The following is a 22,881-nucleotide window of genomic DNA, read 5'->3' as shown; positions in this document are numbered from 1 at the left end:
TAAATGGAGGAAGAAATAATGGCAGAAATTCAGAAAAAACCAATTAAAATAACAGAAACCATTCTGCGTGATGCCCATCAGTCTCTGATCGCTACCCGCATGACAACGGAACAGATGCTGCCGATCATTGATAAAATGGATAAAGTAGGCTATCACTCTGTAGAGTGCTGGGGCGGTGCTACTTTTGATGCGTCCCTTCGTTTCCTGAAGGAAGATCCGTGGGACCGTCTTCGTAAATTCCGTGACGGATTTAAGAACACCAAGCTTCAGATGCTCTTCCGGGGACAGAATATTCTTGGATACCGTCCTTATGCAGATGACGTTGTAGAATATTTTGTTCAGAAATCTGTAGCAAATGGAATTGATATTATACGCATTTTTGACTGTCTGAACGATCTTCGTAATCTGCAGACAGCAGTAAAAGCAGCAAATAAGGAAAAGGCAGATGCACAGGTTGCGCTTTCCTATACCCTTGGGGATGCCTATACACTGGAATACTGGGTAGATATTGCCAAGAGAATTGAGGATATGGGTGCAAATTCTATCTGTATCAAGGATATGGCGGGACTTCTTCTGCCATATGAGGCTACAGAGCTTATTACCGCGCTGAAAGAGGCGGTTGATCTTCCGATCCAGCTGCATACACATTACACATCCGGCGTAGCATCTATGACTTATCTGAAAGCAGTAGAGGCAGGTGTGGATGTGATCGATACTGCAATGTCTCCGTTTGCGCTTGGAACTTCACAGCCGGCTACGGAAGTTATGGTAGAGACCTTCCGCGGAACTCCTTATGATTCCGGGCTGGATCAGAAACTTCTTGCAGAGATTGCAGATTACTTCCGTCCGATCCGCGACGAAGCGTTGGACAGCGGACTTCTGAATCCGAAGAACCTTGGAGTAAATATCAAGACACTTCTCTATCAGGTGCCTGGAGGAATGCTTTCCAATCTGACTTCCCAGCTGAAGGAGCAGGGAGCAGAGGATCGTTACTATGAAGTGCTTGAAGAAGTTCCGAAAGTAAGAAAGGATCTTGGAGAACCGCCTCTTGTCACACCTTCTTCACAGATCGTAGGAACACAGGCTGTGTTTAATGTTCTGATGGGAGAACGATATAAGATGGCAACAAAGGAGACAAAGGATGTGCTAAGCGGAAAATACGGCGCTACAGTTAAGCCTTTTAATCCGGATGTTGTAAAGAAAGTTCTGGGAGATAATCCGGAGATCATTACCTGCCGTCCGGCAGACCTTCTTGAGGATGAGCTGGATACGCTCCGCAAAGAGTGTGAACAGTGGATTCAGCAGGATGAGGATGTCCTGACTTACGCATTATTCCCGCAGGTTGCAACGGATTTCTTCAAGTACCGTGAAGCACAGCAGACAAAGATAGATGTAGATATGGCAGATACAAAGAGCGGAAGTTATCCGGTATAATCGGTATAATGTTGAAAAAATCCGGTGAAGGCATGCCTCTTGGAGGCTGCTTTCGCCGGATTTTTTTGGTTGGTGAAATAAGTCATTACGCCATACCCTTGCAAATCCGGGGGCGAATATAGTAGAATGTCTTTGGATCTGTATAAGCGGACCTGCTGTTTGATAATATACAGGATGAAATACAGGAAAAGGATCGATAAAATGGGAATTAATAATGAATTACTGCGAAAGATAGACCAGGGGTATCTTAAATTCAGTAAGGGACAGAAAAAGCTTGCCGATTATATTCGCAAAAATTACGATAAAGCTGCTTTTTTAACAGCGGCGAAAATGGGAGAAGTCGTAGGCGTCAGTGAATCGACAGTGGTGCGTTTTGCTACAGCCCTGGGATATAAGGGATATCCGGAATTTCAAAAAGCGCTGGAAGAACTTGTCCGTACAAGACTGAATTCTATTCAGCGGATGGAAGTAACATACGGAAGGATCAGCCAGGGAGAGATACTGGCATCCGTTCTTCAGTCAGATATTGAAAAGATCAAAATGACAATGGAAAGTATTGATCAGGAAGCGTTCGAGCTTGCCGTAGAAACCATTCTTTCTGCAAGAAAGGTGTATGTAGTGGGAATACGAAGCTGTGCTCCGCTTGCCAGCTTTTTAAGTTTTTATCTGAATCTTCTGCGGGGGGATGTAACTGCAGTTCATACAAACAGTGCCAGTGAGATATTCGAACAGTTGATCCGCATCGGAGAAAAGGATGTGATCATAGGAATCAGCTTTCCAAGATATTCCATGCGTACATTGAAGGCGCTGGAATTTGCAAGCAACCGGAAGGCTAAAGTCATCACTTTGACAGACAGCGTCCATTCCCCGATGAATCTCTATTCTTCCTGCAACCTGATCGCAAGAAGTGATATGGCATCTATTGTAGATTCCCTTGTGGCGCCCTTGAGTGTGGTAAATGCCCTTGTAGTTGCCCTTTGTATGAAAAAGCAGAAAGAAGTAGTGTCTACGCTGGAAATGTTGGAGCAGATCTGGGATGAGTACCAGGTGTACAGCGGCGATGAGCTGAATATGGTAAGAGACAGTGTAGAGATTACAGGAGATATAAGCGGCGGGGAGGAAAAAAGATGAGCAGAGTTCTGATCGTCGGCGCCGGAGCAGCCGGAATGTATGCTGCTGTATGGGCGGCACGGAATGGACAGGAAGTGTGCGTGTTTGAAAAAAATGAAAAAGCCGGAAAAAAACTGTTTATTACCGGAAAGGGACGCTGCAATCTTACCAATGCCTGCGATGTAGAGGATTTGTTTGAGGCGGCAAGAAGCAACCCTAAATTTCTGTACAGCAGCTTTTACACCCATACAAATCAGGATGTGATCGATTTTTTTGAAGAACTCGGTATGAAGACAAAAACGGAGCGGGGAGGCAGAGTGTTTCCGGCTTCCGACCACTCGTCAGATGTGATCCGGACACTGGAGCAGGAAATGAAACGTCTGAAGGTAGAACTTAGGCTGAACTGCCGGGTGGAAAAAATTTGCCAGGAAAATGGAACGTTTACGGGAGTTTTACTTGCAGACGGTACGATGGAAACGGGAGATGCATGTATTGTGGCGACCGGAGGAATGTCCTACCCTTCTACAGGTGCTTCCGGAGACGGCTACCGTTTCGCAGGGGAAATGGGCCATGCCATTACAGAACTTAAGCCTTCTCTTGTTCCGATACAGACAGAAGAAGAATGGGTTCCCCAGCTTATGGGTCTTTCCCTTCGCAATGTGGAACTTAAGGTCTTAGATGGAAAAAGACAGCTTTTTTGCGAAATGGGAGAGATGCTCTTTACCCATTATGGAGTCAGCGGGCCCCTTGTTATCAGTGCAAGCGCGGATGTAGGTGCCAGATTGGAGCAAAGGAAGTTGAAACTTTCAGTGGACTTAAAGCCGGCTCTTTCGGAAGAACGCCTGGACCAGCGGATCTTAAGAGATTTTCAGGAGCAGAAAAACAAGCAGTTCAAAAATTCCCTTGGAAAGCTGCTCCCTTCAAAGTTGATCCCTGTTATCGTAAAGTTATCTGAAATACCTCCGGAAAAGAAAATTAACGAGATTTCCAGAGAAGAAAGAGGAAGGCTGGTTTATCTCATTAAACATCTGGAAATGACAGCAGTAAATCTTAGAGGATGGAACGAGGCCATTATTACAAAAGGTGGTGTATCCGTGAAGGAAATTGATCCCGGAACTATGGAATCGAGAAAAATAAAAAATCTTTATTTTGTCGGAGAAGTGCTGGATCTGGATGCGGTGACAGGAGGCTTTAATCTTCAGATTGCCTGGTCTACTGCATATGCGGCAGCGTCAAATTTAGAAAATAAGTACACAGACAGGAGAGAGTAGTTATGGAACCTCTATTTTATATGGAATATAAAGAATCCAGAAAAATAGTGCTGGAAATGTTTATTGCTTATTATAAGTATCAGAATCTGAAAGCGTGGGGACCTTTTAAGATCAGCGATATAAAGGCAAAAGCGGAAGAGAAAACCCAGAAGCACTGGAAAGAGATTAAAATGATCAGCCGAAAAGAAAGAACAGTGCAAGTGGAATTTTATGAAGATTCTTTTTCCTGTGTCACTGGTGATGTGAAGCAGGAATACAGATATGATGAACTGGAGGCAATCTGCGAGACGGATACCACCTTTGTTCTGGTAGCAGGTAAAAAGCGTAAGAAAGATGCTTTTCTCGGACTGAAGAAGGGAAGTGTAAAAGGCAGGAGCCTTGCAGATCTCAAAGCATTCCTTTTGGAAAAATGTCCGAAGATAACGAAGATTACATATCTGGAATAAAAATACAGTGAGTGAGGAGAAAAAATGGGATATAATATAGCGATCGATGGACCGGCCGGAGCCGGAAAGAGTACGATTGCCAAACAGGTGGCAAAAGAAAAAGGATTTATTTACGTAGATACAGGGGCAATGTACCGCGGGCTTGCCGTACATTTTCTTCAGAGTGGGATTGATCCTCAGGATACAAAAGAAATCGAAGAAGCATGCCGGAATGCGGAAGTGACAATCGGGTATGAAGACGGAAACCAGCAGATCTATCTGAATGGAGAAAATATTACCTCGAGGCTTCGGCAGGAAGAGGTTGGGAATATGGCCTCTAAAAGCTCGGCAGTCCCCAAAGTAAGAGAGAAACTCCTGGATCTGCAAAGAACCCTTGCAGCAGAAAAAGATGTAGTGATGGATGGAAGGGATATTGGCACTAACGTGTTGCCCCAGGCAGATGTGAAAGTCTTTTTGACAGCTGACGCAAGAACAAGGGCAAAAAGACGGTATGATGAACTTACTGCCAAAGGAATTTCCTGTAATCTGGATGAAATCGAGTCGGATATCAGGGAGAGGGATGAAAGGGATATGAATCGGGAGACTGCTCCTCTTAAGCAGGCAGAAGATGCTGTGCTGATCGACAGTTCTCATATGAGCATACCGGAAGTGGTTTCAAAAATACTCTCTCTTTGCAAATAGAAAGGAAAGAACAAGATGGAAATAAAACTGGCAAAATCAGCAGGATTTTGTTTTGGTGTAAAGCGGGCGGTAGAGACTGTCTATGAACAGATCCGGGAACAAAAGGAACAAAAAATCTACACTTACGGACCTATTATCCATAATGATGAGGTGATCCGAGATCTGAAAGAAAAAGGAGTCTGTGTCCTGGAAACAGAAGAAGAACTGGGGAAAGTGAAAGATGGTGTTGTTATCATACGTTCCCATGGCGTTCCGAAAAGAGTCTGCAGTATGCTTGAAAAAAAAGGGATTCCTTATGTAGATGCTACTTGTCCGTTTGTAAAAAAAATACATCGGATTGTTTCAGAACAAAGTGCAAGAGGCGCGTATATCATTATCATCGGAAATCCCGACCACCCGGAGGTGAAAGGGATACAGGGATGGGCAAAAGAAGATGTAAAGGTTGTTTTTACAGCAGAAGATGCACAGGCTGTTACGGTAGAAGAGGGAAAACCCGTGTGCGTAGTGGCCCAAACGACATATAATTACAATAAATTCAAAGATTTAGTTGAAATTATCTCGAAAAAGGGGTATGATATAACTGTTTTAAATACGATTTGCAGTGCGACAAAAGAGCGTCAGGAGGAGGCGGAACGTATTGCAAAAGAGGTGGATGCAATGATCGTGATTGGCGACAAAAAGAGCTCAAACACCCAGAAGTTATTTGAAATATGTAATCATGCATGTAACAATACGTACTACATACAGACACTTGACGATTTGGATATGAATCAATTAAGGTCCGTGGAAACAGTAGGTATTACAGCAGGGGCATCCACGCCCAACAAAATAATTGAGGAGGTTCAAAATAATGTCAGAATTAACATTTGAACAGATGTTAGACGAGTCATTCAAGACAATACGAAACGGAGAGGTGGTTGACGGTACAGTCATTGATGTAAAGCCGGATGAGATCATTCTGAATATCGGTTACAAAGCAGACGGTATCATCACAAGAAGCGAATATACGAATGAGCCGGGTGTGGACCTTACTACTCTTGTTTCTGTTGGTGATACAATGACTGCAAAAGTATTAAAGGTTAATGACGGAGAAGGTCAGGTGCTGCTTACTTATAGAAGGCTTGCTGCTGAGAAAGGAAATGAGCGCCTCAAAGAAGCGTTTGAAAACAAAGAAGTACTGAAGGCACCTGTCGCACAGATTCTGGGCGGCGGACTCAGTGTGGTTGTTGATGAAGCCAGAGTATTCATCCCTGCAAGCCTGGTTTCTGACACATATGAAAAAGATCTGAGCAAGTATCAGGGACAGGAAATTGAATTTGTGATCAGTGAATTTAATCCTCGCCGCAACCGTATTATCGGTGACAGAAGACAGCTTCTTGTAGCAGAAAGGGCAGAAAAGCAAAAAGAGCTTTTTGAAAAATTGCAGATCGGTGACAGAATTGAAGGAACAGTAAAGAATGTGACAGATTTTGGAGCATTTATCGATCTTGGCGGTGTGGATGGACTCCTTCATATTTCTGAAATGTCATGGGGCAGAATTGAAAATCCGAAGAAGGTATTCCAGGTTGGCGAGAAAGTGACAGTTCTTGTAAAAGATATTCATGATACAAAGATTGCGCTCAGCCTGAAATTCCCGGAGACAAATCCTTGGGCAAATGCACAGGAAGATTATGCGGTTGGCAAGGAGATTACAGGAAAGGTTGCCAGAATGACAGATTTCGGAGCTTTTGTTGAACTTGCACCAGGAGTGGACGCACTTCTTCATGTATCCCAGATTTCCAGAGCGCATGTTGAAAAACCATCAGATGTTCTGACAGTAGGACAGGAGATTACTGCAAAGATCGTTGATCTCAATGTGGAAGAGAAGAAGATCAGTCTGAGTATGAAGGCTTTGGAGCCTGCTGAAGCAGAAGAAGGATCTGATGAATAAGTAACTGATAAACCGTATGGAATATCATAAAGTGTTTTCGGATAGAGACTAGAATATAGTCTCTATCTTTGTGTGTGAGACATTGTTAAACAAACATCAAGATGTACTTGGAAATGTACAATAAAATTGCCGAAAAAAGCTAGATAGAGTCGGCGTTTTCTTGTATAGTATATACAGATTAAAGTTAGGAAGGAAGGAAAACGAGATGGCATTATTAACATTTAAGGGTGGTATTCATCCCGATGATGGTAAGCGCCTGGCCAAGGACAAGGCGATTACTGAAGTTAAGCCAAAAGGGAACCTGGTTTATCCGCTCTCACAGCATATCGGTGCTCCGGCAGCTCCGGTTGTGTCTGTCGGTGATCATGTACTCAGGGGGCAGAAAATTGCGGAGGCCGGCGGGTTTGTCTCAGCTCCGATCTATGCATCTGTTTCCGGAACAGTGAAAGCGATCGAGCCTCATTTTAATCCTACAGGAGCAAAAGTAAACTGTATTGTAGTTGAAAATGACGAACAGTACGAAGAAGTAGAATACGGCCCTGTAAAGCCTTTGGAAGAAATGACAAAGGAAGAGATCTTAAATGCGATCGGCGAAGCCGGTATTGTAGGTATGGGAGGTGCAGGATTCCCCACAAGAGTGAAACTGTCCCCGAAAGAGCCTGATAAAATTGACTACATTATAGCAAACTGTGCGGAATGTGAGCCGTACATCACTGCTGACTACAGAAGAATGATCGAGACGCCGGAGCTGCTTGTAGGCGGAATGAAGGTGATCTTATCTCTGTTTGACAATGCAAAAGGTATTTTTGCTGTAGAAGATAATAAACCAGACTGTATCGCAAAGCTTCAGGAACTTGTGAAAGATGAGAAACGCATGGAAGTTATGCCTCTGAAAACGAAGTATCCCCAGGGAGCAGAGCGTCAGCTCATCTATGCAACAACCGGACGGGCAATTAATTCCACTATGCTTCCGGCCGATGCAGGATGCGTGGTAGACAACGTTGAGACAATGATCAATGTATACCAGGCAGTTGTAAAAGGTATCCCGTCTATGGAGCGAGTTGTAACAGTCAGCGGCGATGGAGTGAATGAACCTGGCAATTTTAAGGCCTTATTTGGAACAAACCAGATGGAACTTGTGGAAGCTGCAGGCGGATTCAAGGGTGAACCGGAGAAGGTCATCTCCGGCGGTCCGATGATGGGATTTGCTATGTTTACTCTGGATACTCCTGTGACAAAGACATCTTCATCTATCCTTTGTCTTTCAAAAGACGAGGTGGCGAAATTTGAGCCGACAGCCTGCATTAACTGCGGAAGGTGTGTAGAGGTCTGTCCGAGCAGGCTGATCCCTTCCAGACTTGCGGATTATGCAGAGCATCATGATGAAGAGCTCTTTACAAAGCAGAATGGGCTGGAATGTGTGGAATGCGGCTGCTGCAGTTACGTATGTCCGGCAAAACGCCAGCTGAAACAGTCTATAGGATCTATGAGGAAAATTGCTCTTGCGAACCGCAAGAAAAAGTAATAAAGAGAGGAAGAGGTGAACAAAAGTGGAGAATCAGTTAAATATTTCGTCTTCACCACATATACGTTCCAAGGTTACTTCTGGCAATATCATGCTCATGGTAGTTATTGCACTGCTTCCGGCATCTGCTTTCGGAGTATATAACTTTGGCGTACCTGCTCTGCTTATGCTGATCAGCACAACGGCAGCGGCAGTATTAACAGAATTTATTTATGAGAAACTTATGCACAAAAAAGTAACGGTAGGAGATTTCAGTGCTGTTGTGACCGGTCTTCTGCTGGGGCTTAACATGCCTCCGACAGCGCCGCTTTGGATGGGCGCGCTGGGAAGCGTATTCGGTATTCTTATTGTAAAACAGCTTTTCGGAGGACTTGGACAGAACTTTATGAACCCGGCTCTGGGAGCAAGATGTTTCCTTTTGCTTTCCTTTACCGGACCAATGACAAGCTTTGTCTATGACGGCATTACCGGACCGACCCCACTTGCCTATGTAAAAGAGGGCGCTTTGGATCAGGTCAACACAATGGATATGCTGATCGGAAATATTCCGGGAACCATTGGTGAGACTTCTGTGATTGCCATTGTGATCGGAGCTATTTTCCTGATCTTAATGGGAGTCATTGATCTTAGGATCCCAGGTACATATATTGTGACATTCGTGATTTTTGTAGGAATTTTCGGACATGTAGCGCATCCGGAGATTGGATTTTTTGATCCGCAGTATATCACAGCTCATCTGTGCGGCGGTGGTCTGATGCTTGGTGCATGGTTCATGGCAACAGACTATGTAACATCACCGATCACGAAGAAAGGACAGTATGTCTATGGTATCGTGCTTGGTCTTTTGACAGGTCTGTTCCGTATTTTCGGCGGATCGGCAGAAGGTGTGTCCTATGCAATCATCATCAGTAACCTTCTGGTTCCGTTGATTGAGAAGGTTACTCTTCCAAAACCATTTGGTAAAGGAGGAGAAAAATAATGAACAAGATTATCAGAAATACGATTATTCTTACAGTTATTACTTTGATTTCCGGACTTTTGCTGGGAGTGGCATATGAAGTGACAAAGGATCCGATCGCTCAGGCGAACGAGGAGGCAAAGAAGGAAGCATGGCAGGCGGTATTCCCGGACGCTGATATTGATGCGTTTGAGACAGTAGATGTAGATCAGGATATCGCAAAGCAGGCAATTTCCGACGCGGGAATTGAGGGATCGATTGATGAAGTAAGCGCTGTGGACGGCGGTGAAGCAGGATATGTCATTACGGTTACAGACGGGGAAGGTTACGGCGGAGATATCCAGATGACAGTGGGTATCACAGCCGATGGAAGCATCAGCGGAATTTCTTTCCTTTCAATATCTGAGACAGCAGGTCTCGGTATGAAAGCAAGGGAAGAGTCCTTTTACGGACAGTATGTAGGCGTACAGGCAGATCAGTTCTACGTTTCCAAAGACGGCGGAGAAGGGGAACCTATCGATGCTATCAGCGGTGCCACTATCACATCAAGAGCGGTGACAGGCGGTGTAAACGCAGCAATCGCTTATTTCCAGAATGCATTTTAGGAGGTAGTTGAGATGAATACATGTGGCGAGAGACTGAAAAATGGTATTATAGATGAAAACCCTATTTTTGTGTTGTTGCTCGGTATGTGTCCGACACTTGCTGTAACAACTTCTGCCATGAATGGTATCGGTATGGGACTTTCCACCACCTTCGTGCTTGTTATGTCCAACATGCTGATTTCCATGCTGCGCAAGATTATTCCGGATTCTGTCCGGATGCCGGCTTTCATCGTAGTTGTAGCTTCTTTTGTAACAATTGTTGATTTCATGATGGAAGGATTTACCCCGGATCTTTACGATTCGCTGGGACTTTATATTCCGTTGATCGTAGTAAACTGTATTATTCTGGGACGTGCAGAAAGCTATGCATCCAAAAATCCTGTCCTTCCGTCCATTTTTGATGGACTTGGAATGGGACTTGGATTCACAGTTGCCCTTATTGCTATCGGTATTGTGCGGGAAATCCTCGGAGCAGGACAGGCTTTTGGCTATCAGATCCTCCCTCTGGCAGATGAGGCGACAGGAGCAGCAGGATACACACCGATCACGATCTTTATCCTGGCGCCTGGGGCATTCCTTGTATTAGCGCTTCTTGCGGCAATCCAGAACAAAGTGAAGATCAACATGGAAAAGAAAGGCAAAGATGCGTCCAAAATCCAGTCCGGATGCGGCGCGGACTGCCAGACATGCGGCGGATGTCCGTCAGCGGCCGGAAAAGATAAGGAATAGGAGGGGAAATGATGGGAAATTTGATTTTAATTGCAGTAGGTTCTGCACTTGTAAGTAACGTCGTGCTCAGCCAGTTCCTTGGAATCTGTTCCTTCCTCGGCGTTTCCAAAAAGACTGAGACTGCTGTCGGCATGGGCGGAGCTGTTATCTTTGTAATTACGCTGGCTTCTCTGGTTGCCAGCCTCCTGTATGATTTTATTTTGGAACCGTTAGGATTTGATTACCTGAAGACAATTGTCTTTATTCTTGTAATCGCTGCTCTGGTTCAGATCGTGGAGATGTTCCTGAAAAAGTTTGTAAAATCTCTCTACAATGCATTGGGCGTTTATCTGCCGCTGATCACAACAAACTGTGCAGTGCTTGGTGTTGCGATCAACAATGCTCAGGACGGCTATAATCTGATCGAGAGTGTGGTAAACGGATTTGCCACCGGCGTTGGTTACCTGATCGCCATCGTACTTCTGGCAGGAATCAGAGAGAAAATGGAATACAATGATATTCCGGAGTCCTTTAAGGGAATGCCGATCGTGCTTTTGACTTCTACATTGATGGCGATTGCATTCTTCGGATTCTCAGGATTGATATAGGAGGAAGAGTAACATGAGTATGACAGGAATTATTTTGGCTGCAGTCATTGTAGGCGGTACTGGTTTATTCATTGGTATCTTTCTCGGGCTTGCAGACAAAAAGTTTGCAGTAGAAGTGGATGAAAAAGAAGAGGCAGTTCTTGGCGTACTGCCAGGAAACAACTGCGGTGGATGCGGTTATCCGGGATGTTCCGGACTTGCAGCAGCAATCGCAGCAGGGGAAGCTCCGGTAAATGCCTGCCCGGTAGGCGGCGCTCCGATAGCTGCTAAAATTGCGGATATTATGGGCGTAGAAGCAGGAGAGCAGATACATGAGGTTGCATTTGTAAAATGCGGCGGAACATGTGAAAAGGCAAAACAGAGCTATGAGTATTACGGACTCCATGACTGTGTTATGATCAATATGATGCAGAACGGCGGGCCGAAATCCTGTGCTTATGGCTGCCTGGGTGAAGGATCCTGTGTGAAAGCCTGTCCGTTTGATGCGATCCATGTTGTTGACGGAGTGGCAGTAGTAGATAAAGATGCATGTAAGGCATGTGGAAAATGTATTGAAGCGTGTCCGAGACATCTGATCGAACTTGTTCCGTATGAACAGAAGCATCTCGTAAACTGCAGCTCCAAAGATAAAGGGAAAGATGTTATGAGCGTATGTTCTGTAGGCTGTATCGGATGTAAGATGTGTGAAAAAGTCTGTGAATTCGACGCTGTTAAAGTGGTTGATAATATTGCACACATTGATCCGGCTAAATGTACAAACTGCGGAAAATGTGCAGAGAAATGTCCGAAAAAGATTATCTTATAGAATTTTCATACAAAAGCTTATGAAAAAAGAAAATTGGAAGCTGATAAGCTATCGGGTAAAAAAAGATATTGCAGAGTTAAAATGGGCGATTATTGCAGTGATCGCCTATTTTGCATTGTCAGGAAGAATTTTGGGAAGTGTATGTCCGCTGGTATATATGACAGGATTTCCCTGCCCATCCTGTGGACTGACAAGAGCAGGACTTGCTGTTCTGCATCTGGATTTTGGCAGAGCGTGGGAAATGCATCCTTTTATATTTCTGATCGGCCTTTGGGTGCTTGCCGCCGCTTATGAAAGATATGGAAAGGGGAGAGACGGGCTTTCCTTTCATCTGAAATTGGCGGGAGGAGCGCTGATTGCAGGTATGGTCCTGTTTTATATTTATCGTATGTATGTTTATTTTCCAAACTGCCCGCCTATGACTTATTATTATGACAATCTGCTGTATCATATTTGGGAGCTGGTGAAACAATAATTGTATTTGTACCATACCTGTGATACAATAGGCGTGATAAAAGAAAACAGGAGGAGCTGCAAATGGATAATAATTTTGAAAATACACCGGATATTTTAGAAAAGACAGACTCAGATAATCAGAATAAGCAAAGCAGCCAGAACCAGACTTATACGGATCCAAATGCAGGTTATCAGTATAACAGCGGTTATCACTATTATCAGGGAGATAATGGAAACTATCATGTAGATAATCAGTTTAACATGGATCAAAGTCCGATGACTTTGGGAGACTGGGTGCTGACAATTCTTGCGTGGATGATTCCATGTGTCGGTCTGGTGCTGTATCTTGTGTGGGCATTTGGAAAGAATGGAAATGTAAACAGAAGAAATTTCTGCCGGGCGTGGCTGATCATTTATGCAGTCGTATTTGTGCTGAGTATTATACTCTTTGTTATTCTCGGAGTTTCCGTGGCAACTATGATCCCGGAATATGGAGTTTATTAGACAACGGTGAACAAAGAAAATTTCTAAAGAGAAGCTCTGCTTCAGAGGGAAAATCCCTATCTGAAGCAGAGCTTTTACTGTATTCTCCTATTTCATAAAATTGGTAGAATAAGTGATCTCGTTTTCACTGTCTATAAAGACGGCGTCTACATTATCCAGCTGATTGACAAGTTTCAGTCCGTCTTCAGGCCCCAGTACAAAGCAGGTGGTACTGAGGGCGTCGGCGGTCAGAGAGGAGTCTGTGATGATCGTAACGCTGGAAAGACCATTTTGGCAGGGATAACCGGTCTTTGGATCAAGGATATGATGATAGATGGTTCCATCCTTTTCAAAATATCGCTGATAAGTCCCGGAAGTGACAATGGACTGGTCTTTGATCTTAACAGAAGTAAGAGGGATCCCGCTTTCGGAAAAGGGTTCCTGGATACCGATGTTGAAAGCGGAGCCATCAGGCTTTCCGCCGATTGTCTGAACATTTCCGCCGAGATTAATGTTGGCATGCCGTATTCCTTCTTCCTCCAAATAGTCCTTAAGACGGTCTGCAATATAGCCTTTGGCTATTGCACCCAGATCAATGGCAGCCTGAGAATCCTGCATGGTGACAGTGTTTCCGCTGACCAGTACTTTTTGATAGTCTACATGCTCAAGGGCGGAAGCAATAGCAGCGGAATCGGGGACTGACGGATTTTCTGCCTTGAAGTCCCACAGGCTGGAAACTTTACCGATGGTAATGTCAAAGGCGCCGTTAGAAAGCTTACCATAGTACAATCCTTTTTTGATCAGGGTTGCTGTCTCGGAAGACACCTCCACCGGATTGCCGCCTGCCTGGTTAATTCTGGATATCTCGCTGTCAGGATTTGTGGCAGAAAACATAGCGTCATATTTCTGGCACATCGATTTGCATTCATCCAGGATTTCCTGATCCGTGGAGTCATAGACAGTAATTGAAACTACGGTGTCAAATACGGTATCCGTATAGGTCATGGGCTCTTTTGAAGCAGCCGCACATCCGGACAGAGATATGCATATGAAAGCTGCCGCGGTAAGAGCAGCAATTATTCTGTTTTTCATAAAGTTCTCCTTATAAATATCTTTGATAAAAACCAATTTATTCCCATAATTACGTATCCGGCAGGACACCATGCTATTATAGCATATTATTGCATTCTCCTGCAATATGGAGGGAATCGAACATGTGATTGCACAAAAAAGCCGGTTATGCTAAAATAGGGTAGAATATCGATATTCTGCTTTTGAAAACGTATTTTGACAGAGAAAAAGCGGGGTAGGAAAGTGGTAGCAAAAACATGAAAAAGGCATTAAGCAAAAAAGATATTGTATTGATCATTATTATCCTTGTAGTTGCGGCTGGTGCATTTTTACTGCATCAGGTACTGAAAGATTCCGGTTCGGGAAGCGCTGTGGTCAAGGTGGATGGAAAAATAGAAGGGACCTATCCTTTGAATGAGGATCGGGAGATAACCATAAATAATGGAAGTAATATTCTGCAGATCAGAAACGGAAAGGCCAAGATGACGGAGGCGGATTGTCCGGATCAGCTCTGTGTACATCAGAAGGCAGTGTCCGCCAGCGGAGAGAATATTATCTGCCTGCCTAATCGGGTTATTGTGGAAGTGGAATCAAATATCAACAGTGAGTTGGACGGCATGACGAACTAAGGAGGGATATGTGTGAAAAGCCGGGTTGCATATTTCGGTGTTTTTACAGCGCTGGCCCTGATATTCAGCTATGTTGAATCACTGATCCCTATCCAGATCGGGATCCCTGGTGTGAAACTGGGACTTGCCAATCTGATGATCGTCATTGCGCTTTATAAGATGAGCCTGAAAGAGACCTATCTTTTGTCCATAACAAGGGTTGTGTTGTCCGGCTTCCTGTTCGGAAATATGTTTGCTATCCTCTACAGCCTTGCAGGGGGACTTTTAAGTCTTACTGTAATGGCAGTCCTGAAGAAGGCAGGAGGATTCAGTGTAATGGGAGTCAGTATAGCCGGAGGAGTATTTCACAATATCGGACAGCTGATCATCGCGATGATCGTTGTAGAAACATTCAGTGTGGCGTACTATATTCCAGTCCTTTTAATTGCAGGGGTGATCACAGGGCTGCTGATAGGAATTGCCGCCAATGAAACGCTGAAAAGAATTAAGGAGCTGATATAAAATGATTGCATATATACGGGGAGAACTGGCTTCTGTGGAAGAAGACAGGGTGATTGTTGATGTGGCGGGGGTGGGATATGGCATTTTTATGCCGGGAGCATCCATTGGACTGCTGCCCCCTGTAGGAACAGAGGTAAAGATCCATACTTATCTGAATGTGAAAGAAGACTGCATGCAGCTGTTTGGCTTTCTCACCAGAGACGATCTGGAAGTATTCCGGCTTGTGATCGGTGTGAACGGGATCGGACCTAAAGGCGGACTGAACATCCTGTCCCAGCTTACGCCCGATGACCTGCGTTTTGCCGTGCTGTCGGGGGATGTAAAAGCGATATCGGCAGCTCCGGGAATCGGGAAAAAAACGGCGGAAAAATTGATTTTAGAATTAAAAGACAAGTTGAAGCTGGAAGATACGCTGAACCATAATGACGGGAAAGAGGGAGCGGATCCGGTTTACGGGAATGTACAGGGAAATATCCAAAGCGAGGCTGTGCAGGCTCTGGTTGCCCTTGGATATGGAAATACAGAGGCTCTTCGTGCTGTCAAGCAGATTGAGATCACAGAGGACACACAGGTGGAAGAGGTTCTGAAGCAGGCGCTGAAACTGATGGTGTTCTAAAGAGCAGGGGAGAAATATGAGCAGAAGAATCATTACAACAGAGAATCTGGAAGAAGATATCAAAATAGAAAACAGTCTGCGGCCGCAGTATTTAAAGGATTACATTGGCCAGGAAAAGGCAAAAGAAACTTTGAAAATCTATATAGAAGCAGCAAAAGGACGGAGGGAAGCGCTGGATCATGTTCTGTTTTACGGGCCTCCGGGTCTTGGAAAGACAACACTGGCCGGAATTATCGCCAATGAAATGCAGGTGAACTTGAAAGTGACATCCGGACCGGCGATTGAAAAACCGGGGGAGATGGCAGCGATCCTCAACAATCTGAAAGAAGGGGACGTTCTTTTTGTAGACGAGATCCATCGACTGAACCGCCAGGTAGAGGAAGTGCTCTATCCGGCAATGGAAGACTACGCCATTGATATTGTGATCGGAAAAGGAGCCGGGGCGCGGTCGATCCGTCTGGATCTTCCTCACTTTACGCTGGTGGGGGCAACTACCCGTGCGGGTATGCTGACAGCTCCTTTGAGAGACAGATTTGGCGTCGTAAATCATCTGGAATTTTATACGGTTTCGGAACTGCAGACCATTATCCTGCATTCGGCAAAGATTTTGGGTGTAGAAATCGAAGAAAAGGGGGCAACGGAGCTGGCCAGGCGTTCCAGAGGAACTCCGCGTCTGGCGAACCGTCTTTTAAAGCGTGTCCGGGATTTTGCACAGGTGAAATATGATGGAGTTATTACAAAAGAGGTGGCGGACTATGCGCTGGATCTTTTGGATGTAGATAAATACGGGCTGGATCATATTGACAGAAACCTTCTTCTGACAATGATCGAGAAGTTTCAGGGAGGACCTGTGGGGCTGGATACGCTGGCGGCATCTGTAGGGGAAGATGCAGGTACGATAGAGGATGTATATGAACCGTATCTTCTGAAAAACGGATTTATACAGCGTACGCCCAGAGGCCGCGTGGTGACAGACCTGGCCTACAGTCATTTGGGAATTTCATATCAAAATCATGAAAAATAGTTGGTTTTTATTGACGAATAGTTTATAATAAATCTCATATAAGAGGAAAGAGCGGGAGGTCTTTTATGGCATCATCAAAAAATTTTACAGAAGTTCTCATAGGGGGAAAGGTTTTTACCCTGAGCGGATTTGAGAGCGAGGAATATCTGCAGAGGGTTTCCACCTATCTGAATCATAAACTGGAAGAATGTACGAACAGCGAAGGATACCGTAAACAGAGCGCGGAAACAAGAAGCATACTGCTGGCGCTGAATATTGCGGATGACTATTTTAAAGCAAAGAAGCAGGGAGGCACCCTGGAAAGTGATATTGAAGCAAAAGATAAAGAGATGTATGATCTGAAGCACGAACTGATTTCTGTTCAGATCAAACTGGAAAATGCAGAGAAGGCTCTCGATAAAATGAAAGAAGAGAACAGAGAACTGCAGATGAAAATTGTAAAACTGGAAACAGAAATGAAAAATAATCAGAAAAAATAGGCTGTCCAAGGACAGCTTATTTTATGATATGATTCGGATAGATATCGGAGGGAAAACATGGCGGGAACAACTGCAAAAACAGGAAACGGCGGAATAGAAATCTTATCTCCGGCAGGGTCCTATGATATTTTGAAAACAGCCATCAATGCCGGAGCAGATGCAGTGTATGCAGGAGGCAGCTGTTTCGGGGCCAGGGCATTTGCGCAGAATTTTACGGAAAAAGAATTGCTTGAGGCTATCGATTATGTGCATCTCCATGGAAAGAAACTGTATTTAACAGTCAATACTCTGGTAAAAGAACGGGAGATGGAAAATGTGTTCCGTTATCTTCTCCCTTTTTATAAGCAGGGATTGGATGCAGTTATCGTGCAGGATCTTGGAGTTATGGATATGATCCGTCAGCGTTTCCCGGATCTTCCCATTCATGCAAGTACCCAGATGACGGTCACCCATTCTCTTATGGCCGGGTATTTAGAAGAACTGGGCGTGGTTCGTATCGTGCCGGCCAGGGAGCTTTCTTTGACGGAGATCCGAAAAATCGCAGACCGTACAAATTTGGAGATCGAGTGTTTTGTGCATGGAGCTCTCTGCTATTGTTATTCTGGTCAATGTTTGTTAAGCAGCATGATCGGAGGGCGAAGCGGAAACCGCGGGCAGTGTGCTCAGCCCTGCAGACTTCCCTGGGCGATAAAAGGGAGCAGCGACAATAGTCAAAAAGAAGGTAGAAAAACAAATGAGAAATCAGGAGATTATTTAAGCCTTAAAGATCTGTGCACCATTGATCTGATACCGGAACTTATAGAGGCGGGCATCACTTCCTTCAAGATCGAAGGGAGAATGAAACAGGCTTCTTACGTGAAAACAGTGGTGGAAATGTATCGAAAATATGTGGATTTGTATCTGGAACAGAAGGCTTCCGGAACTGAAAAGCAGTTTTTGGTGAGCAAGAATGACCTGGATATTTTACAGAGTGCTTACCAGAGAAGAGGCTATACGGATGGGTACTACCGCCGTCACAATGGAAAAGAGATGCTCTCTCTTGCCAGACCGGATGCCAGGGAGACCTTAAAGAAAGCAGATGCCTGTAACGAAAGAGAATTACAGGAAAAAATTAATGGGAAATTAATACTTTCCGAAGGGAAAAGTGCTAAACTATATTTGTCTGTCGAGGGAGAATACGGACGGATCGAGACAGTGAGCGAGGGTGCATTGGTGCAAAAAGCTTTGAAACAGCCGATATCGGAAGAAAGGCTGGAGCGCCAGCTTAGAAAAACCGGTGGGACGCCTTTTGCATTCGAGGAACTTTCCATTGAGATGGATGGAGATGTATTTCTGCCAATACAGGGTGTTAATGAGCTGAGAAGAGCGGCGCTTGAAAGGCTTGAAAATGAGATTGTCGGAACATACCGCCGTGATCAGAAGATTACAGAGCGGGAGGAAAGAGAGGGTGCTTCGGCAGCATCCGGCGAAGAAGAGTCCTCTTCAAAGCAGTCAGATGACAATTCCAAAGAACGGGTGCCAATCTATGTATCTGTGGAGACAGAAGAGCAATTAAAATGTGCGGCCCGAATATCCTTCGTGGAAAGGATCTATGTGGAAGACACGCTCTATCTGGGAGTCTCAAATGAGAAAAAAGAAGAGTTAAAGACAGAGATCTGCCAGGCGCAAACAGCAGGAAAAGAAGTCTTTTTTGCTATGGCAAGAATCTTCCGGAGCGAGGCAGAACATATCTACAGGCAAAGTTTGAAAATGTTATGTTCCATTGCAGATGGTATGCTGATACGCAATATGGAAAGCCTGCGCATTCTGCGAGGAGAGGGATATGAAGGGATTATTATTGCAGATTCTTCGGCCTATCAGTGGAACCGGAGATCACAGTATTTCTGGAAAACATCCGGGGCGGATGGATTTGTGGCCCCGCTGGAACTGAATGTGTCTGAACTTGAGGAATTGGATCGAAGCAGGATGGAACTGCCTGTATATGGGTATGCACCTGTTATGGTAAGTGCCGGCTGTGTCCGCCGTCATACGTCCAAGTGTACGAAGAAAAGCGGCTGGCTTTCGATGTCAGATCGCTATCAAAAAGAATTTGCCGTAAAAAACGAATGTCTTTATTGTTATAATGTCATATATAATACAGCGCCCACACTGCTGGCAGATCAAGGAGAAGAGATTAAAAAGCTTCGTCCGTCAGCTCTCATTTTCGCCTTTTCCAGAGAAAGCAGCCGCCAGATGAGCCGTATTCTGGAATGGTTCAGTGAAGTGACAGAGGGGCAGAAAGATCCCGGCACATGGGAAGGCTACTTTACAAGAGGACATTTTAAGCGGGGAGTGAAGTAGGTGAAAGTTTGGTAAATATTATTGTAGAAATTTCAAAATATTTGATTATCCTTCTGATCATCATGTACACGTATCTTTGCTTTACGATATTCGGGTATCATGATATGGAAAAAAAGCAGGGAATGCTGCGAAGACAGAATGTGCTTATGTTTCTGTTCCAACTGATCGCGTTTATCATTCTCTATCTGGAGACAGAAGATATCAAAATAGCAGCATTCTATCTTGCACAGGTTGTCCTTCTTGGAGCTGCGATCCTTCTGTATACTCATATTTATCCGAAGGTATCCAGACTGGTAGTCAATAATATGTGCATGCTTCTTTGCATCGGACTTGTTATGCTGACGCGGCTGGATTATGAGACGGCAATGAAACAGTTTGTTTTTGCAACAGCAGGTATTGTGTTAAGTCTGATTGTTCCTGTCATTATCCGAAAAGTAAAAAGCCTGGCGAAGCTAAGGAGAATTTATGCCATTGCAGGAATGGTATCACTTGCAGTTGTAGCAGTTCTGGGACAGGTATCTTACGGAGCGAAGCTTGGATTTTCTATAGGCGGTATCAGCATCCAGCCTTCCGAGCTTGTGAAGATCATTTTTGTCTTTTATGTTGCGGCAAGTCTGAAGGAATCTATTGCTTTTAAAAACGTGGTGATCACAACGATGATCGCCGCCCTGCATGTGCTGATCCTTGTGGTTTCCACAGACCTTGGAGCTGCCTTGATCATTTTTGTTGTGTACCTTGTAATGCTCTATGTTGCCACCCGCCAGCCTCTTTATATGCTGGCCGGACTGGGAGCAGGGGCAGGGGCGTCTGTGATCGGATATTATTTGTTTGGTCATGTCCGGACGAGAGTAAATGTCTGGCGGGATCCATTTGCAACTTACGACAACGGGGGCTATCAGGTGGCGCAGTCGCTGTTTGCCATAGGGACAGGAAGCTGGTTTGGAATGGGCCTTTGCCAGGGATCGCCGGAAAGTATCCCTGTCAGAGATTCAGATTTTATTTTTTCGGCGATTGCCGAAGAGCTGGGACTTATATTTGCCCTGTGTCTGATCCTTATATTTGTCAGCTGCTATATAATGTTTCTTAACATTGCCATGCAGCTCCACAATCAATTTTATAAACTGGTGGCGCTGGGGCTTGGAACCTGTTATATTTTCCAGGTGTTTCTGAATATAGGCGGTGTTATAAAATTTATTCCGTCTACAGGAGTAACCCTTCCTTTGGTGAGCTATGGCGGAAGCTCTTTGCTCAGCACATTAATTATGTTTGCAATCATCCAGGGACTTTATATTGTAAGAGAGGACGAGGAAGAAAGCATTGAAAGAAAGAAAAAAGAACAACAGTTACGAGCTAAGAAAAGAAGAATTGCGACAGCAAAAGAAGCAGGAAAGATCGCAGATGAGCCGCAAAGAAAGAAAAGAACAGTCAAAACTGGAAAAGAAAGAGAAAAAGAAAAAGCGAGAAGTAAACAAAGAATTCGCTAGGGTAACCTACGTATTCGTTGCATTGTTCCTTGTGCTGATGGGGTATATTGGCTATTTCAATGTAGTGGAGAGTGAGGATATTATCAACAGTCCCTATAATCCCCGTCTGGATTCTATGGCTGACCGGGTTGTGCGGGGAAAAATACTGGATAAAGACGGAAATGTTCTTGCCCAGACAGAAACAGCGGAAGACGGCAGCGAATACCGCTCTTATCCTTACGGAAATCTGTATGCACATGTAGTAGGATATTCCTCCCAGGGAAAGTCCGGATTGGAATCTACAAGAAATTTTGAACTTCTTACTTCCAATGCTTTTTTCCTGGAAAAATTAAGCAATGAGTTTCAGGATCAGAAAAATACAGGAGACAACATAGTGACAACATTGGATACCTCGCTTCAGCAGGCGGCATCCGACGCCATGGGGGACAGCAGGGGGGCAGTTGTGATTATGGAGCCTTCCACAGGGAAGATCCGTACGATGCTGTCTAAACCGGATTTCGACCCCAACACTGTAAGCGAAAACTGGGAATGGCTGAACACAGATGAAAGCAGCAGTCTTTTGAACCGTGCAACTCAGGGACAGTATGCACCGGGATCCTCTTTTAAGATTGTTACTGCCTTGGAATATATGCGGGAACATAGCGATTATTCCTCTTATACTTACAATTGCAGCGGCTCTATCACCTATGACGGTGTGACGATCCCCTGTGCCGGAGGGCAGGTCCACGGGCAGGAAGATCTGGCAAGCTCCTTTGCCTACTCCTGTAACGCGTCTTTCTGCAATATCGGACTTCAGCTTGATCTGTCAAAATATAGTGATACCGCTAAAGAGCTGCTCTTCAATAGCGCTCTTCCCGGAAAAGATATCAGTTATAACAAAAGCAGTTTTGCACTGGATAATAATGCTACTTCCTCTGACCGGATGATGACGGCCATGGGACAGGGAGAAACCCTTGTAAGTCCTTATCATATGGCGCTTATCACTTCAGCGGTCGCAAATGGAGGCAGGCTGATGGAACCCTATCTTGTAGAAGAAGTGACAAACTATTCCGGCACAATTGTAGAAGAGACTGATCCGGAAAGCTATGGGCAACTGATGACCTCAGAGGAAGCGGCACAGCTTAAGGCTTATATGCAGAATGTAACAGACTATGGAACAGGCTCTGTTTTTGCCGGATCGGGATACAGTGTCGCTGGAAAAACGGGAACAGCTGAGTACAGCGACGGCGATTCATCCAAAAACCATTCCTGGTTTGTGGGATTTACTAATGTTGATAACCCGGAACTTGTGATCAGTGTGATCATTGAGGAGGCCGACGGAAATGTAAGAGCGGTTGATGTTGCAAAACAGATACTGGACAGTTATTATTATAACTAGAAAGGGTAAAAAATATGAGATTTGCAAGGTATCTGTATGTATCTGCGGAACTGGAAAAAAAAGAGAAAAAGATAGTCTCCCGGATCAGAGAGGGGAAATTAACAAGGCCCCTTTACTTTCTTGTGCTGACGGACTATGGGACAAGAAGGCTGGAAATCGTGTCCTCTCTTGAATTTATGCAGTACAGATGCCCGAAGGATAACATTTTGATTGCGGGAATGGCAGGGAACTATGATGATGCACTGGAATTGGTCAGAATAATCCTGCAGGATGCATATGAAAGCAAAATGGAAGACGATATATGCGCATTCTTAGAAAACAGGGAGCGGGAAAAATAAT

General features: G+C 44.6%; 25 protein-coding genes. 24 read left to right on the top strand and 1 reads right to left on the bottom strand.

Annotated elements, in window-relative coordinates; translation table 11 throughout:
• The first annotated feature begins 18 nt into the window (after window positions 1–18).
• From R2J37_RS09270 to R2J37_RS09200, 15 genes are all read left to right on the top strand, one after another.
• Window positions 19–1,434, top strand: a complete 1,416-nt coding sequence (locus R2J37_RS09270) for an oxaloacetate decarboxylase subunit alpha (protein WP_230106041.1) — start codon at window positions 19–21, stop codon at window positions 1,432–1,434.
• A 201-nt stretch (window positions 1,435–1,635) separates the two neighbouring features.
• The gene (locus tag R2J37_RS09265) at window positions 1,636–2,565 is read left to right on the top strand and encodes a MurR/RpiR family transcriptional regulator (protein WP_230106042.1); all 930 of its coding nucleotides are present in this window, start codon (window positions 1,636–1,638) and stop codon (window positions 2,563–2,565) included.
• Window positions 2,562–3,815 carry a BaiN/RdsA family NAD(P)/FAD-dependent oxidoreductase gene (locus tag R2J37_RS09260; protein ID WP_230106043.1) on the top strand — a complete coding sequence of 418 codons (1,254 nt, stop codon included), beginning with the start codon at window positions 2,562–2,564 and terminating at the stop codon, window positions 3,813–3,815. Before R2J37_RS09265 ends, R2J37_RS09260 begins: the two co-directional genes overlap by 4 nt.
• Before the next feature lie 2 nt (window positions 3,816–3,817).
• The gene (locus R2J37_RS09255) at window positions 3,818–4,261 is read left to right on the top strand and encodes a YcxB family protein (RefSeq protein WP_230106044.1); all 444 of its coding nucleotides are present in this window, start codon (window positions 3,818–3,820) and stop codon (window positions 4,259–4,261) included.
• A 24-nt stretch (window positions 4,262–4,285) separates the two neighbouring features.
• Window positions 4,286–4,942 carry a (d)CMP kinase gene (gene cmk, locus R2J37_RS09250; protein WP_316264671.1) on the top strand — a complete coding sequence of 219 codons (657 nt, stop codon included), beginning with the start codon at window positions 4,286–4,288 and terminating at the stop codon, window positions 4,940–4,942.
• Window positions 4,943–4,957: 15 nt separating this feature from the next.
• Complete coding sequence (ispH, locus tag R2J37_RS09245; RefSeq protein ID WP_230106046.1) at window positions 4,958–5,812, top strand: 4-hydroxy-3-methylbut-2-enyl diphosphate reductase; 855 nt, start codon at window positions 4,958–4,960, stop codon at window positions 5,810–5,812.
• Window positions 5,793–6,872, top strand: a complete 1,080-nt coding sequence (gene rpsA, locus R2J37_RS09240) for a 30S ribosomal protein S1 (RefSeq protein ID WP_230106047.1) — start codon at window positions 5,793–5,795, stop codon at window positions 6,870–6,872. Before ispH ends, rpsA begins: the two co-directional genes overlap by 20 nt.
• Window positions 6,873–7,077: 205 nt before the next feature.
• Complete coding sequence (gene rsxC / locus R2J37_RS09235; RefSeq protein WP_230106048.1) at window positions 7,078–8,397, top strand: electron transport complex subunit RsxC; 1,320 nt, start codon at window positions 7,078–7,080, stop codon at window positions 8,395–8,397.
• Between the two features lie 91 nt (window positions 8,398–8,488).
• On the top strand, window positions 8,489–9,376 hold the full coding sequence (locus R2J37_RS09230; protein ID WP_416386689.1) for an RnfABCDGE type electron transport complex subunit D: 888 nt from the start codon (window positions 8,489–8,491) through the stop codon (window positions 9,374–9,376).
• Window positions 9,376–9,960 (top strand): RnfABCDGE type electron transport complex subunit G, encoded by a 585-nt coding sequence (locus R2J37_RS09225; protein ID WP_316264669.1) that lies wholly within the window; start codon window positions 9,376–9,378, stop codon window positions 9,958–9,960. The genes R2J37_RS09230 and R2J37_RS09225 overlap by 1 nt, the downstream gene beginning before the upstream one ends.
• A gap of 12 nt (window positions 9,961–9,972) precedes the next feature.
• Entirely contained in the window at window positions 9,973–10,689 is a 717-nt protein-coding gene (gene rsxE, locus R2J37_RS09220; protein ID WP_316264667.1) for an electron transport complex subunit RsxE, read from the top strand.
• 11 nt (window positions 10,690–10,700) lie between these two features.
• Entirely contained in the window at window positions 10,701–11,276 is a 576-nt protein-coding gene (locus tag R2J37_RS09215) for an electron transport complex protein RnfA (RefSeq protein ID WP_230107614.1), read from the top strand.
• Between the two features lie 13 nt (window positions 11,277–11,289).
• Complete coding sequence (locus R2J37_RS09210) at window positions 11,290–12,081, top strand: RnfABCDGE type electron transport complex subunit B (RefSeq protein ID WP_316264666.1); 792 nt, start codon at window positions 11,290–11,292, stop codon at window positions 12,079–12,081.
• 19 nt (window positions 12,082–12,100) lie between these two features.
• The gene (locus R2J37_RS09205) at window positions 12,101–12,556 is read left to right on the top strand and encodes a DUF2752 domain-containing protein (protein WP_316264665.1); all 456 of its coding nucleotides are present in this window, start codon (window positions 12,101–12,103) and stop codon (window positions 12,554–12,556) included.
• Between the two features lie 62 nt (window positions 12,557–12,618).
• Window positions 12,619–13,041 carry a hypothetical protein gene (locus R2J37_RS09200; RefSeq protein ID WP_316264664.1) on the top strand — a complete coding sequence of 141 codons (423 nt, stop codon included), beginning with the start codon at window positions 12,619–12,621 and terminating at the stop codon, window positions 13,039–13,041.
• A gap of 87 nt (window positions 13,042–13,128) precedes the next feature.
• On the opposite strand, the gene R2J37_RS09195 is transcribed toward R2J37_RS09200, so the two are convergent.
• Window positions 13,129–14,112 carry an FAD:protein FMN transferase gene (locus R2J37_RS09195; RefSeq protein ID WP_230106055.1) on the bottom strand — a complete coding sequence of 328 codons (984 nt, stop codon included), beginning with the start codon at window positions 14,110–14,112 and terminating at the stop codon, window positions 13,129–13,131.
• A 236-nt stretch (window positions 14,113–14,348) separates the two neighbouring features.
• On the opposite strand from R2J37_RS09195, the gene R2J37_RS09190 reads away from it, so the two are divergent.
• The 9 genes from R2J37_RS09190 (at window position 14,349) to R2J37_RS09150 (ending at window position 22,880) form a co-directional block, all read left to right on the top strand.
• Entirely contained in the window at window positions 14,349–14,720 is a 372-nt protein-coding gene (locus tag R2J37_RS09190) for a NusG domain II-containing protein (protein ID WP_230106056.1), read from the top strand.
• A gap of 12 nt (window positions 14,721–14,732) precedes the next feature.
• Complete coding sequence (locus R2J37_RS09185) at window positions 14,733–15,221, top strand: Gx transporter family protein (RefSeq protein WP_230106057.1); 489 nt, start codon at window positions 14,733–14,735, stop codon at window positions 15,219–15,221.
• A 1-nt stretch (window position 15,222) separates the two neighbouring features.
• Window positions 15,223–15,837: a Holliday junction branch migration protein RuvA gene (gene ruvA / locus R2J37_RS09180; protein ID WP_230106058.1), complete on the top strand. Its 615-nt coding sequence runs from the start codon at window positions 15,223–15,225 to the stop codon at window positions 15,835–15,837.
• Between the two features lie 16 nt (window positions 15,838–15,853).
• Entirely contained in the window at window positions 15,854–16,861 is a 1,008-nt protein-coding gene (gene ruvB / locus R2J37_RS09175) for a Holliday junction branch migration DNA helicase RuvB (protein ID WP_230106059.1), read from the top strand.
• 65 nt (window positions 16,862–16,926) lie between these two features.
• Window positions 16,927–17,340, top strand: coding sequence for a cell division protein ZapA (locus R2J37_RS09170; protein WP_230106060.1), 414 nt, complete (start codon window positions 16,927–16,929; stop codon window positions 17,338–17,340).
• A gap of 57 nt (window positions 17,341–17,397) precedes the next feature.
• Window positions 17,398–19,680 carry a U32 family peptidase gene (locus R2J37_RS09165; protein WP_316264661.1) on the top strand — a complete coding sequence of 761 codons (2,283 nt, stop codon included), beginning with the start codon at window positions 17,398–17,400 and terminating at the stop codon, window positions 19,678–19,680.
• 8 nt (window positions 19,681–19,688) lie between these two features.
• Window positions 19,689–21,164, top strand: a complete 1,476-nt coding sequence (locus R2J37_RS09160) for an FtsW/RodA/SpoVE family cell cycle protein (RefSeq protein WP_230106062.1) — start codon at window positions 19,689–19,691, stop codon at window positions 21,162–21,164.
• Window positions 21,165–21,201: 37 nt separating this feature from the next.
• Window positions 21,202–22,542 (top strand): peptidoglycan D,D-transpeptidase FtsI family protein, encoded by a 1,341-nt coding sequence (locus tag R2J37_RS09155; protein ID WP_230107615.1) that lies wholly within the window; start codon window positions 21,202–21,204, stop codon window positions 22,540–22,542.
• Window positions 22,543–22,556: 14 nt separating this feature from the next.
• Entirely contained in the window at window positions 22,557–22,880 is a 324-nt protein-coding gene (locus tag R2J37_RS09150) for a hypothetical protein (protein WP_230106063.1), read from the top strand.
• Window position 22,881: the final 1 nt, after the last annotated feature.

Source organism: Claveliimonas bilis (assembly GCF_030296775.1).
Lineage (GTDB): Bacteria > Bacillota > Clostridia > Lachnospirales > Lachnospiraceae > Claveliimonas > Claveliimonas bilis.
The sequence above is the reverse complement of the archived record's forward strand: the minus strand, read 5'-3'. Positions and strand labels throughout refer to the sequence as shown.

Excerpts from the sequence above, each read along its gene's own strand:
- R2J37_RS09270 (WP_230106041.1), top strand. The coding sequence starts at position 19 with ATGGCAGAAATTCAGAAAAAACCAATTAAAATAACAGAAACCATTCTG.
- R2J37_RS09265 (WP_230106042.1), top strand. The coding sequence starts at position 1,636 with ATGGGAATTAATAATGAATTACTGCGAAAGATAGACCAGGGGTATCTT.
- R2J37_RS09260 (WP_230106043.1), top strand. The coding sequence starts at position 2,562 with ATGAGCAGAGTTCTGATCGTCGGCGCCGGAGCAGCCGGAATGTATGCT.
- R2J37_RS09255 (WP_230106044.1), top strand. The coding sequence starts at position 3,818 with ATGGAACCTCTATTTTATATGGAATATAAAGAATCCAGAAAAATAGTG.
- cmk (WP_316264671.1), top strand. The coding sequence starts at position 4,286 with ATGGGATATAATATAGCGATCGATGGACCGGCCGGAGCCGGAAAGAGT.
- ispH (WP_230106046.1), top strand. The coding sequence starts at position 4,958 with ATGGAAATAAAACTGGCAAAATCAGCAGGATTTTGTTTTGGTGTAAAG.
- rpsA (WP_230106047.1), top strand. The coding sequence starts at position 5,793 with ATGTCAGAATTAACATTTGAACAGATGTTAGACGAGTCATTCAAGACA.
- rsxC (WP_230106048.1), top strand. The coding sequence starts at position 7,078 with ATGGCATTATTAACATTTAAGGGTGGTATTCATCCCGATGATGGTAAG.
- R2J37_RS09230 (WP_416386689.1), top strand. The coding sequence starts at position 8,489 with ATGCTCATGGTAGTTATTGCACTGCTTCCGGCATCTGCTTTCGGAGTA.
- R2J37_RS09225 (WP_316264669.1), top strand. The coding sequence starts at position 9,376 with ATGAACAAGATTATCAGAAATACGATTATTCTTACAGTTATTACTTTG.
- rsxE (WP_316264667.1), top strand. The coding sequence starts at position 9,973 with ATGAATACATGTGGCGAGAGACTGAAAAATGGTATTATAGATGAAAAC.
- R2J37_RS09215 (WP_230107614.1), top strand. The coding sequence starts at position 10,701 with ATGGGAAATTTGATTTTAATTGCAGTAGGTTCTGCACTTGTAAGTAAC.
- R2J37_RS09210 (WP_316264666.1), top strand. The coding sequence starts at position 11,290 with ATGAGTATGACAGGAATTATTTTGGCTGCAGTCATTGTAGGCGGTACT.
- R2J37_RS09205 (WP_316264665.1), top strand. The coding sequence starts at position 12,101 with ATGAAAAAAGAAAATTGGAAGCTGATAAGCTATCGGGTAAAAAAAGAT.
- R2J37_RS09200 (WP_316264664.1), top strand. The coding sequence starts at position 12,619 with ATGGATAATAATTTTGAAAATACACCGGATATTTTAGAAAAGACAGAC.
- R2J37_RS09195 (WP_230106055.1), bottom strand. The coding sequence starts at position 14,112 with ATGAAAAACAGAATAATTGCTGCTCTTACCGCGGCAGCTTTCATATGC.
- R2J37_RS09190 (WP_230106056.1), top strand. The coding sequence starts at position 14,349 with ATGAAAAAGGCATTAAGCAAAAAAGATATTGTATTGATCATTATTATC.
- ruvA (WP_230106058.1), top strand. The coding sequence starts at position 15,223 with ATGATTGCATATATACGGGGAGAACTGGCTTCTGTGGAAGAAGACAGG.
- ruvB (WP_230106059.1), top strand. The coding sequence starts at position 15,854 with ATGAGCAGAAGAATCATTACAACAGAGAATCTGGAAGAAGATATCAAA.
- R2J37_RS09170 (WP_230106060.1), top strand. The coding sequence starts at position 16,927 with ATGGCATCATCAAAAAATTTTACAGAAGTTCTCATAGGGGGAAAGGTT.
- R2J37_RS09165 (WP_316264661.1), top strand. The coding sequence starts at position 17,398 with ATGGCGGGAACAACTGCAAAAACAGGAAACGGCGGAATAGAAATCTTA.
- R2J37_RS09155 (WP_230107615.1), top strand. The coding sequence starts at position 21,202 with ATGGGGTATATTGGCTATTTCAATGTAGTGGAGAGTGAGGATATTATC.
- R2J37_RS09150 (WP_230106063.1), top strand. The coding sequence starts at position 22,557 with ATGAGATTTGCAAGGTATCTGTATGTATCTGCGGAACTGGAAAAAAAA.